Source organism: Roseomonas sp. 18066 (genome assembly GCF_902706185.1).
Taxonomy (GTDB): Bacteria; Pseudomonadota; Alphaproteobacteria; order Acetobacterales; family Acetobacteraceae; genus Pseudoroseomonas.
The window spans coordinates 1-8,743 of record NZ_CACSJM010000207.1 but is presented as its reverse complement, the minus strand read 5'-3'; the positions used below and the strand labels follow the sequence as shown (position 1 = coordinate 8,743).

Annotated in this window: 7 protein-coding genes and 1 tRNA gene; 2 read left to right on the top strand and 6 right to left on the bottom strand. The window is 69.8% G+C overall.

The window, feature by feature from the left end; translation table 11 throughout:
* Positions 1-38 precede the first annotated feature (38 nt).
* Positions 39-112, bottom strand: a tRNA-Ile gene (locus GVN67_RS26575).
* An 81-nt stretch (positions 113-193) separates the two neighbouring features.
* Positions 194-1,393, bottom strand: a complete 1,200-nt coding sequence (locus GVN67_RS26570; protein WP_160000336.1) for a homoserine O-acetyltransferase — start codon at positions 1,391-1,393, stop codon at positions 194-196.
* A 166-nt stretch (positions 1,394-1,559) separates the two neighbouring features.
* Here GVN67_RS26570 and ppa point away from each other — a divergent pair, with 166 nt between their 5' ends.
* Both ppa and GVN67_RS26560 read left to right on the top strand, forming a co-directional pair.
* Complete coding sequence (gene ppa, locus GVN67_RS26565) at positions 1,560-2,081, top strand: inorganic diphosphatase (RefSeq protein ID WP_160000335.1); 522 nt, start codon at positions 1,560-1,562, stop codon at positions 2,079-2,081.
* A 60-nt stretch (positions 2,082-2,141) separates the two neighbouring features.
* On the top strand, positions 2,142-3,032 hold the full coding sequence (locus GVN67_RS26560) for a hypothetical protein (protein WP_160000334.1): 891 nt from the start codon (positions 2,142-2,144) through the stop codon (positions 3,030-3,032).
* Positions 3,033-3,112: 80 nt separating this feature from the next.
* On the opposite strand, the gene GVN67_RS26555 is transcribed toward GVN67_RS26560, so the two are convergent.
* The 4 genes from GVN67_RS26555 to GVN67_RS26540 all read right to left on the bottom strand — a co-directional run bounded on the left by GVN67_RS26555 (position 3,113) and on the right by GVN67_RS26540 (position 8,384).
* On the bottom strand, positions 3,113-3,685 hold the full coding sequence (locus tag GVN67_RS26555) for a GNAT family N-acetyltransferase (protein WP_160000333.1): 573 nt from the start codon (positions 3,683-3,685) through the stop codon (positions 3,113-3,115).
* Between the two features lies 1 nt (position 3,686).
* A complete protein-coding gene (gene rpoD, locus GVN67_RS26550) occupies positions 3,687-5,606 on the bottom strand; it encodes an RNA polymerase sigma factor RpoD (RefSeq protein ID WP_160000332.1) in 1,920 nt (639 codons plus the stop codon).
* A gap of 329 nt (positions 5,607-5,935) precedes the next feature.
* A complete protein-coding gene (gene dnaG, locus GVN67_RS26545; protein WP_160000331.1) occupies positions 5,936-7,825 on the bottom strand; it encodes a DNA primase in 1,890 nt (629 codons plus the stop codon).
* A 103-nt stretch (positions 7,826-7,928) separates the two neighbouring features.
* Positions 7,929-8,384, bottom strand: a complete 456-nt coding sequence (locus tag GVN67_RS26540; RefSeq protein ID WP_160000330.1) for a GatB/YqeY domain-containing protein — start codon at positions 8,382-8,384, stop codon at positions 7,929-7,931.
* Positions 8,385-8,743 lie beyond the last annotated feature (359 nt).

Below are 8,743 nucleotides of genomic sequence, written 5' to 3'. Positions count from 1 at the left end.
GCCCCGGCCCCCCGCCCTCGCCCGCCACCTGAAAGAAATGCGCCCGGCAGGACTTGAACCCGCAACCAAGCCGTTATGAGCGGCCCGCTCTAACCAATTGAGCTACAGGCGCATCCGAAGGGGCCGCGATTCGCGGTTGCGGCCCCAGTTAGAACATCGGCCAGCGGTTTGAAATGTGCGGCCGGGAAAAACTTCACCCGGCCAGGAAGCCGCGGATCGCCTCGCCCGCCTGGGCGATGCCGGTGACGCCCTCCAGATGGCCCTGCTCGCCCGTCAGCCGCTGCTCGGCCACGGGGCGGCCGGCGCGGCGCAGGGCGGCCAGCAGCTCGGCGGCATAGTCGCCGGTGAACAGCCGGTCGCCCTGGCTGGGCAGCAGCAGCCAGCGCGCCTGGCTGCGGGACAGCGCCGCGTCCAGCCCATCATATTCGTTCAGGAACAGCTGGTTGGCCCGCACCAGATACAGGAAGGAATTGGCGTCCGACTGGCGCGCCCGGGCGCTGGCGGCGGCCTCCAGCGCGGTGTCCAGGGCGAAGCGGTCCTGCAGGCGCTTCGCCGGATCCTGGCCCTCGGCAGCGCGGCGGTTGAACGGTGCCGCCCAGCCGCGGTCGCGCGAATGCAGGGTGACCAGCTTCAGCGCCTCGGTCAGGCCGCGCAGCGGCGCCTCGCGCCCCTGGCCGTAATAGTCGCCGCCGCGCCAGGCCGGGTCGAGCCGGATCGGCGCCGCCCAGAGGTCGAGCCAGCCGGACAGCCAGGCATCCATCTCGCCGGTGCCGATGGCGGGCATGACGCGCTCGACCATCTCCGGATAGGCGGCGGCCCATTCGATGGCCTGCAGCGCCCCCATGCTGGGGCCTGCGACCAGCGCCAGCCGCTTCACGCCCAGGCTGTCCAGCAGGCGCTTCTGCACCTCGACGAAATCGCGGATCGAGACGGCGGGGAAGCTCATGCCCCAGGGCCGGCCGGTCGAGGGGTTGGTCGAGGCAGGGCCGGTGGTCACCGTCCAGCGATCCGGCGCGTTCAGATTGACCATGCTGTCGCTGGCCACGACGAAGAAGCGGTCGGTGTCGATCGGCTTGCCGGGGCCGATGATCGAATCCCACCAGCCCGGCGCCGCATTGGCCGCGACCTGGCCGAAGGCCTGGCCATTGCCGCTGAAGAAATGGGTGATCAGCACCGCATTGTCGCCGGCGCCGTTCAGCGTGCCGGCGGTCTGGTAGCCGGTGCGGACCGCCGGCAGGGTGGCGCCGCCGCGGGTCTGATAGGCCTGGAAGGCGTATTCCCGGCGCTCGACCAGCGCGGTGGCGGCGGTCTGGGCCTGGCCCGGGCGGGGGGCCAGCGATGCCAGCAGGGGGGCCGCCAGGCTGGTGGCCAGCAGCGAACGGCGCGTGGTCATGAAGCTTCTCCCCCTCCGGCGGCGCGGCCTGTGGCCGGCGCGCGCATGGTGCGCGGGGCCGGGGGCGGCCGGCAAGGGGGGCGCCGGCATGGCCCGCCGAATTGCCGCTGGCGCCGGGCTTTGCTAACAGCCTGGGCCACCTCGCCACGAAACGGACGCCCCCACCATGGACGTGACCAAGCTCTCCACCGGCAAGAACCCGCCCTATGACGTCAACGTCGTGATCGAGATCCCGCAGGGGAGCCAGGTCAAGTACGAGGTCGACAAGGAAAGCGGCGCCATCTTCGTCGACCGCTTCCTGTTCACGCCGATGGCCTATCCGGCGGCCTATGGCTTCATCCCCGGGACGCTCGCCGATGACGGCGACCCGTCGGACGCGCTGGTGCTGGCCCCGGCCCCGATCGTGCCCGGCGCCGTGATCCGCGCCCGCCCGATCGGCGTGCTGTTCATGGAGGATGAGAGCGGCCAGGACGAGAAGCTGGTCTGCGTCCCGCATGACAAGATCCACACCGCCTTCACCGACGTGAAGGAAGTGGACGAGCTGCCGAAGATCACGCGCGACGCCATCGAGCACTTCTTCACCCGCTACAAGGACCTGGAGCCGGGCAAGTGGGTGAAGGTGAAGGGCTGGGGCAACGCCACCCAGGCCGCGGAAATCATCACCCGCCAGATCGCCGCCGCTAAGTAATTTCTTTCAGTTGTCGGGGGGACGATGTCCCCCCGACGGCGTTTCGCCGGGGGTGCCGCCATGCTGAAGCTCTTGCCCGAGCAGGACATCGTCCTGTTCCAGTCGGCCGACCCGGTGAACTACTTCTCCATGCTGCGCAGCACGGCGAAGCTCAACCGCGCCTTCTGCATGCGCCATGACATCCGCTACACCTGCTTCCATGGCATCATGCGGGGCTTCCACGCCTGGCACGCCTGCTACAACCGCATCCTGCTGCTGAACGACATGCTGGATCTGGGGTTCACCGGCTGGTACCTGCACCTCGATTCCGACGCCTATGTCTTCGACCCGCGCTACGACATCCGCGCCTATCTGAAGACATCCGAAGAAAATTCCTTCGTCTTCACCCATGGCGCGACCAAGGCGCTGTGGGACGTCAATGACGGCGTCTTCTTCGCCAATTGCGCCCATCCCGACACCCAGACCATCGCCCGCGCCTGGCTGGCCAAGCTGGAGACGGTGAAGCTGGAGAAGCTGCGCAAGGCCGAGAAGTGGTACGACACGCCGGGCGACCAGCAGCTGCTGCAATCGGTGCTGAAGTCGGACGAGGCGCTGACGGCCGCCATCCGCCATGAGCATCCGCGCTTCATCAACGGGCCCGGCTCCTCCTTCATCCGGCAGATCCTGCGCTCGACCGAGCGCGACCCGGCGGCCCGCCTCGAGCGCATCGAGCTCGACGTCGAGCGCGCCATGGGCCGCCAGAAGCTCGATTCCGACGACCGGGTGCTGCTGTATTGCGCGCTGATGCGCCATCTCGGCCTGCCGGTGCCGAAGGAGATCGAGACGGTGCGCGAAGCCACCGCCGACCGCGCCGCGCTGCTCGATTTCCTGGAGAAGACCGTGGCCGAGGTCCGGGCCAGCATGGCCGCCGAGCCGCCGCCGCCTGCCGAAAAGCCGCCGGCCCAGGGCTGAACGCCCCCGGGCGGCGCCGCGCTGCCGGCCCCGGCGCCCTGCCTCGCCACCCGGCAGCGGCAGCGGCAGCCTGAAGGAAGCTAGGCCAGCAGACGGTCCGGCACGGTCAGGCCGAGGCGGACCGGCACCGGCCAGACCTCCAGCACCGTGCGCAGCTTGGTGAAGCCGGCGGCCTGGTAGTTGGGCAGCGCCCGCGGATGGTCGGCGGTGCAGGTGTTCACCGTCACCAGGCTGGCCCCTTCCCAGGCGGTGTCGATGGCGGCGCGCAGGAAAGCGGCGCCGGCGCCCTTGCCCACCATATGCGGCAGCAGGCCGAAATAGGCGATGTTGGTGGTGCCGGTCGAGGCGCGGCGCTCCAGCTCGAAGAAGCCGGCCGGCTCGCCGTCGCGGTACAGCACATGGATGCTGACCGCCGGGTCGCCCAGGATGGCGGCCAGCTCGCCATCGCTGGCGGCGCGGCGCAGCCACCAGACATAGTCCTGCCCCACCGTGTTGTAGAGGTAGCGGTAGAAGGGCACGGTGCAGTGGCCGAGCTTCACCAGGCGCAGCGGCGCCGGCAGCGGCGGTGCCACGTCGCCGGGGGGCGCCGCCATCCGCAGGAAGGTGACATCCACCACCACCCGGATGGCGGGCTCGACCAGCGACAGGGCCATGTCAGTTGTCCAGGAAGCTGCGCAGCTTGCGCGAGCGGCTCGGGTGCTTGAGCTTGCGCAGCGCCTTGGCCTCGATCTGCCGGATGCGCTCGCGGGTCACGTTGAACTGCTGGCCGACCTCTTCCAGCGTGTGGTCGGTGTTCATGCCGATGCCGAAGCGCATGCGCAGCACCCGCTCCTCGCGCGGCGTCAGGCTGGCCAGCACGCGGGTGGTGGCCTCGCGCAGGTTGGACTGGATGGCGGCATCCAGCGGGATGACGGCGGCCTTGTCCTCGATGAAGTCGCCGAGGTGGCTGTCTTCCTCGTCGCCGATCGGCGTCTCGAGGGAGATCGGCTCCTTGGCGATCTTCAGCACCTTGCGCACCTTCTCGAGCGGCATGCCGAGCTTCTCGGCGAGCTCCTCGGGCTGCGGCTCGCGGCCGATCTCGTGCAGCATCTGGCGGCTGGTGCGGACCAGCTTGTTGATCGTCTCGATCATGTGGACCGGGATGCGGATGGTCCGCGCCTGGTCGGCGATGCTCCGGGTGATCGCCTGCCGGATCCACCAGGTGGCATAGGTCGAGAACTTGTAGCCGCGGCGGTATTCGAACTTATCGACCGCCTTCATCAGGCCGATATTGCCCTCCTGGATCAGGTCCAGGAACTGCAGGCCGCGATTGGTGTATTTCTTGGCGATGGAAATCACGAGGCGCAGGTTGGCCTCGATCATCTCCTTCTTCGCCTGGGTCATGTCGCGCTCGCCGCGGCTGACCGTGGAATAGACCCGCTTGAACTCGTCGACCGGCAGGCCGGTCAGCGCCGCGGTATTGGCCAGCTGGGTGCGGATCTGCTCGACATCGTCGCGCGAGCGCTCGATGAAGTTCTTCCACGACTTCGCCGCCAGCCCGCCGATGCGGTCGAACCAGGCCGGGTCGATCTCCGCCCCGCGCCAATGCTGCAGGAAGTCCTCGCGCTTGACGCGGCTGGCCTCGGCCAGGCGCAGCACCTGGCCCTCGAAGCCGGTGATGCGGCGGTTGAGGCCCTTGAGCTGGTCGACCAGCTCCTCGATCCGGTTGTTGTGGAGCTGCACCTTCTCGACCAGCGCGACCAGCTCGACGCGCTGCTTCTCGTAGGTCTTCTCGGTGCGGACGGCGAATTCCTCGCCCGCCGCATAGGCCTCCATGCGCTTGGACTGCAGCTTCTGCAGCTTGCCGTAGAGGTCCTCGATCGCCTCGAAGGCGACCAGCGCCTCGGGCTTGAGCTTCTCCTCGAGGGCGGAGAGCGACAGGCCGGCGCCCTCGCCTTCCTCGCCCTCCTCGAACTCCTCCTCGGAGGGCGGCGGGACGTCGGGGCTGTCGGCCGCCGCCGTCGCCTCCAGGTCGATGACGTCGCGCAGCAGCATGCGGCCTTCCTTGACCGCGTCATGCCAGGTGAGGATGGCCTGGAAGGTCAGCGGGCTCTCGCAGAGCCCGCCGATCATCATGTCGCGCCCGGCCTCGATGCGCTTGGCGATGGCGATCTCGCCCTCGCGCGACAGCAGCTCGACGCTGCCCATCTCGCGCAGGTACATGCGGACCGGGTCGTCGGTGCGGCCGAGGGCCTCCTCGTCGACATTGCCGCCGCTTTCCTCCTCCTCCTCCTCGGACCCTTCGGCCTTGGCGGCGGGCTTGGCGGGGGCGCCCTCGGTCTCCTCGGTCTCCTCGGCCTCCACCAGGTTGATGCCGAGATCGCTCAGCATCGCCATGGTGTCCTCGATCAGCTCGGAGGAGACCTGTTCCTGCGGCAGCGAGGCATTGAACTCATCATAGGTGACGTAGCCGCGTTCCTTGCCGCGGGCGACCAGCTTCTTCACCGCCGCCGTCAGCGTGTCGAGCAGCGCCCCTTCCACCGCCTCATCACGGTTCTCGACAGTGTCGGTGCCGTTCGCGACCTTGCTCGCCATGCCGATCCGCTCCGTCTGACGCCGCCCGGTAAAGTGCTCGCCGGGACCGGTTTTTGCCGGGTATGCCTTCCTGGTCCTAGCGGCCCCGCCCACCGTAAGCAATGCGGGGGACCGAGACGACAGAGAGCGGCCATAACGCCGCGCCCCCCGCCAAGACAAGAGCAGGCCGCCGAAAGCCTGACGGCGCCGCGAAAGAGCGCTGCCCGGCCTGCCCTCACCCTGTAGAGCAAAGCCCTTTATCAACAGCCAAGCCGCGGCCGAAGCGCTGACCGGGCCCGGTTTCCAGGCCGCGACCGGTCCAGACCGGGGACCGGCCAGCCTGGCCAGGACTAGATCGTGTCCTCGCTGCCGCCATCCTCGAACTCGCCGCGGCGCTGGGCGGCGATCAGCTCGTTCAGCCGGATCAGCCGGGTCTGCGCCGCCGGGCTGCCGGTGGTGGCCAGGTCCTGCAGCGCCGCCTGGCGCTCGGCCTGCAGCGCGGTCTCGCCGCGGAAGCGGCCGAAGAAATACCACCAGCTGTCGGCCACCAGCTTGGGCAGCGCCTCGGGCGCCGCCGCCGCCGGCAGCAGGCGGGCGGCCTGCTTCAGCCAGGCCAGCCCCTCGGCCTCGACCTCCTGCAGGTGGAGGCCGAGGGCGGCGGCGTCAAGCGGGCCGGCGCCCTGGTCGCCCTGGTGGCCATGCGGCAGGTGGCCGGCATGGTGCCAGGCCAGCAGCGCCTGCTGCAGGCGGAAGGGCAGGCCCTCGGGCAGCTCGAGGCCGGCGAAGGCCTCCTCCACCTCGGGCAGCAGCCAGGGATGGGCCAGCGTGATGGCCAGCAGGCAGCGCGCCTGCTCCTGCCGGACATGGCCGGGATCGACCGGGTCGCGCGGCGGCGTGAAGCCGGGAATGCCGGGGCGGGGGGCAGCCTTGCCGCCCTTGCCGCCCTTCCACTCGCCGCGCGGGACGAAGGCCGGCTGCGGGCGGCGGTTGGCGGCGAAGAACTGGTCGATCAGGGTGCGGCGGTATTCGCCGGCCAGCAGCTTGTCGGGGATGCGGGCGGCCGAGGCCTCCAGCTCATGGCGCAGCGCCGCCCGGGCCTCGGGCGTGCTGCCGGGGAACTTCTGGGCGACCATGCCGTAGAGCACGTCGGAGAGCGGCTTGGCCGCCTCCAGCACGGCGCGGAAGGCGGCGGGGCCGCCGCGCTTGACCAGGGTGTCGGGGTCCTCGCCGGCGGGCAGGCTGACGAAGGACAGGCTGCGCTCGGGCGCCATCAGCGGCAGGGCGAGCTCGGCGGTGCGGGCGGCGGCCTTGGCGCCGGCGGCATCGCCGTCGAAGCAGAGCAGCGGCTGCGGCGCCAGGCGCCAGAGCTCGGCCAGCTGCTCCTCGGTCAGCGCGGTGCCGAGCGGCGCCACGGCGCCGGCGAAACCCGCCTGGTGCAGGGCGATGACGTCCATGTAGCCCTCGACGACGAGGACGGGCGCGCCGCGGAAGGCGGCGTCGCGGGCGAGCTCGACGCCGTAGAGGTTGCGGCGCTTGGAGAAGAGCTCGGTCTCCGGGCCGTTGACGTATTTCGGCTGGCCGTCGCCGAGGATGCGGCCGCCGAAGGAGATGATGCGGCCGCGGCGGTCGCGGATCGGAAACATCACGCGGTTGAAATAGAGGTCGGTGGGCGGCGCGTCGCCGTCGTTCTCGCGCATCAGCCCGCCCTCGATCAGCTGGCGCGGCTCGATGCCGAGCGGCTTCAGGTCGGCCGCCAGCACGCCGCGGCCACCGCCGGACCAGCCGAGCCCGAACTTCTTGATCGTTTCCTCGGTGAGACCACGGCGCAGCAGGTAGTCGAGCGCGGCGCGTCCCTCGGGCAGGCGCAGGCGGCGCTGGAAGGCTTCGGCGGCGGCGTCCATCACCCCGTGCAGGTCGCGCTGCTTGGCCTCGCGCTTGGCCTGCTGGGGGGTGGCCTTCGGCACTTCCAGGCCGGCTTCGGCGGCCAGGCGCTCGACCGCCTCGGGGAAGCTGGCGCCCTGGCTCTGCATGACGAAGGCGATGGCGTCGCCATGGGCGCCGCAGCCGAAGCAGTGGTAGTGGTCGTCATAGACGTAGAAGGACGGCGACTTTTCCCCGTGGAAGGGGCAGCAGCCGCGCCATTGGCGTCCGGCGCGGGTCAGCTTGGTGGCGCGGCCGATGAGGGGCGCGAGCGGCGTGCGCAGCCTGAGCTCGTCGAGGAAGTTCGGCGGCAGCGACAAGCCGGTGTTTCTCCGTGGTGGGAGGGCCAGGGTGAAACCTATAGGTTTCACCAGGTTCCTGGCGGGGAGAGTTTGAGAGGGGCGGCGCCCCTCTCATAAGCTGTCAGTTCAGAGCAGCCTTCACCATCGGCCCGGCCTTGGCCATGTCGAGGGTCGCCGCATACTTGCCCTTCAGCACCGCCATGACCTTGCCCATCTCCTTGATGGAGGTGGCGCCGCTCTCGGCGACGGCGGCGGCGACGGCGGCCTGCATGGCGGCGTCGTCCATCTGCTGCGGCAGGAAGGCCTCGATCACGGCGATCTCGGCGGTTTCCTTGTCGGCCAGCTCCGGGCGGTTGCCCTGGGTGTACATCTCGACGCTTTCGCGGCGGCTCTTCACCATGGAGCGCAGCATGGCGACGATGGCCTCTTCCGGGATCTGCTCGACGCCGGTGGGGCGGGAGGCGATGTCGGCGTCCTTCAGCTTGGCGATGATCATGCGGATGGCCGAGGTGCGCGGCGCGTCCTTGGCGATCATGGAGGCCTTCATTTCCTCGGTGAAGCGCGTGCGCAGGCTCATGTGGCGGTTCTCCATGTCTCTTGGGCCGAGGTATATCCCGGCGGGGCTTCCAGCGTTAGCCGCGAGCTTGGGAAAAAATTTCCCAGGGTCCCGACGGAATCCGGTGGCCTCCGGAATTTTTTTCCCACATAAGGCGGGCATGCGGTCCGTGGAAGACATCATCGCCCTGATGGGCGGCCCTGAGACAGTGGCCGAGCGCTGCGGCGTCGGCACCGAGGCGGTGCGGAAATGGCGCCAGGCGCGCGCCATCCCCCCCAAGCACTGGTCGGCGGTGATCGCCGCCACCGGCATCACGCTGGCGGAGCTCAGCCCGCCCTCTTCCACCCCGCAGCCCGAACCGAGCCCACGAGACGGACTCC